A 1,827-nucleotide genomic window follows, 5' to 3' on the forward strand; every position below is an offset into this window, starting at 1 on the left:
ATCGGCGACCAGCGCGTCGCGATAGCCGAGCGTCTCCTCGAAATGCTTGCCGGTATCGAGGAAGATGACCGGTAGCGTGCGGTCGATCTCCGCGATCATGTGCAGCAACACCGCCGAATCCGCGCCGAACGAAGACACGGCGGCGATCTCGTCGTGGAACAGGTCCCTGGCCGCACGTTCGATGATCTCAAGCGGCTTCAAATGGCCATAGAGCGCATCGAGGCCCGCCGCCTTGGCGGCGGCGCCGTCCTCGACGTCGGCAATACGGTCAAGCGGCCTTGGCTTCGCCAGCATAGAGCGCCTCCTTGAACGGCGCGGGACCGACACGGCGGTAGGCGTCGATGAATATTTCCTGTGGGTTGAGCCGAAGGCCGAGATAGGTATCGACGATCGTCTCGATGGCGTCGGTGATCTCTTCCGACGAGAAGCCGCGGCCGATGATCTCGCCGACGGAGGTGTTCTCGTCGGCCGAACCGCCGAGTGTCACCTGGTAGAGCTCGGAGCCTTTCTTCTCGACACCGAGGATGCCGATATGGCCGACATGGTGGTGGCCGCAGGCATTGATGCAGCCGGAGATCTTGAGCTTCAATTCGCCGATCTCGCGCTGCCGCTCCAGCGAGGCGAAGCGTTGCGAGATTTCCTGCGCGATCGGGATCGAACGCGCCGTCGCCAGCGCGCAATAATCGAGGCCCGGGCACGAGATGATGTCCGAGATCAGGTTGGAATTGGCCGTTGCCAGCCCGATGTCGACCAGCGCGTCATAGACGGCCTTCAGGTCGGCGCGCGCCACATGCGGCAGGATCAGGTTCTGCTCGTGGCTGACGCGCAACTCGTCGAAGGCGTACTTCTCGGCGATGTCGGCGACCGCTTCCATCTGGCTGTCCGACGCATCGCCCGGTACCTCGCCGATGCCCTTGAGCGAAATCGTCACCGCGGCATAATCGGGATGGCGATGCGTCACCACGTTCTGGTCGAGCCAGTCCGAGAAGCCCTTGGAATCCAACCGCGCCACCTTGACGGCCGCGTCGCCTTCCGGACGCCCGGCCAGCGCCGGCGGCGCGAAATAGGCCTCGATGGCGCGGATGTCCGCCTCAGGCAGCTTCAGTTCCGCATCCTTCAACTCCTGCCACTCGGCCTCGACCTGCCGGGTGATTTCCTCGGCGCCGGTCTCGTGCACCAGGATCTTGATGCGCGCCTTGTACTTGTTGTCGCGGCGCCCATAGAGATTGTAAACGCGCAGGATCGCCGTGCAGTAGGACAGAAGATCGGCTTCCGGAAGGAAGTCGCGGATCTTGCGCGCCACCATCGGCGTGCGGCCCTGGCCGCCACCGACATAGACGGCGAAGCCGAGTTCGCCAGCGGCGTTCTTCTTCAGGTGCAGGCCGATGTCATGCGTCTGGATGGCGGCGCGGTCGCGCTCGGCTCCCGTCACCGCGATCTTGAATTTGCGCGGCAGGAACGAGAATTCCGGATGCACCGACGACCACTGCCGCAGGATTTCCGCATAGGGGCGCGGATCGGCGACCTCGTCGGCGGCAGCGCCGGCAAAATGGTCCGCGGTGACATTGCGGATGCAGTTGCCGCTGGTCTGGATGGCGTGCATCTCGACGCTGGCCAGGTCCGCCAGGATCGCCGGAATGTCCGACAGCGCCGGCCAGTTGAACTGGATGTTCTGGCGCGTGGTGAAATGGCCGTAGCCCTTGTCGTATTTGCGGGCGATGTGGCCGAGCATGCGCAACTGCTTGCCGTTCAGCGTGCCGTAGGGCACGGCGATGCGAAGCATATAGGCGTGCAGCTGCAGGTAAACGCCGTTCATCAGCCTGAGCG

Annotated in this window: 2 protein-coding genes; both read right to left on the reverse strand. The window is 64.0% G+C overall.

What is annotated here, in order from left to right; all coding sequences use genetic code 11:
- Positions 1–294 (reverse strand): phosphoadenosine phosphosulfate reductase family protein (locus EOA36_RS34695; RefSeq protein ID WP_148669443.1); only part of this gene is annotated, 294 nt, incomplete at its 3' end.
- On the reverse strand, positions 269–1,827 hold a 1,559-nt coding region (locus tag EOA36_RS34700; protein ID WP_145969490.1), incomplete at its 5' end, for a nitrite/sulfite reductase. The genes EOA36_RS34695 and EOA36_RS34700, both read right to left, overlap by 26 nt.

Origin of the sequence: Mesorhizobium sp. M8A.F.Ca.ET.021.01.1.1 (assembly GCF_003998025.1) — a bacterium.
Classification (GTDB): domain Bacteria; phylum Pseudomonadota; class Alphaproteobacteria; order Rhizobiales; family Rhizobiaceae; genus Mesorhizobium.